Origin of the sequence: Burkholderia sp. Bp8991 (genome assembly GCF_003853795.1) — a bacterium.
Lineage (GTDB): Bacteria > Pseudomonadota > Gammaproteobacteria > Burkholderiales > Burkholderiaceae > Burkholderia.
On record NZ_QTQJ01000103.1, the window covers coordinates 1 to 215 of the forward strand.

Annotated in this window: 1 protein-coding gene; it reads left to right on the forward strand. The window is 66.0% G+C overall.

Translation table 11 applies throughout. From position 1 onward, the window contains the following. On the forward strand, positions 1 to 215 hold a 215-nt coding region (locus DIE02_RS35345), incomplete at both ends, for an electron transfer flavoprotein subunit beta/FixA family protein (RefSeq protein ID WP_409364379.1).

Sequence of the window (215 nt, forward strand, 5' to 3'; positions counted from 1 at the left end):
GGCCTGCCGCAAGCGACGTTCGCGTCGAAGGTGACGATCGCCGACGGCAAGGCAACCGTGGCCCGTGAAGTCGACGGTGGCGCCGAAACGCTGTCGCTGTCGCTGCCGGCGGTCGTGACGACCGACCTGCGCCTGAACGAGCCGCGCTACGTGACGCTGCCGAACATCATGAAGGCGAAGAAGAAGCCGCTGGAAACGGTGAAGCCGGAAGACCT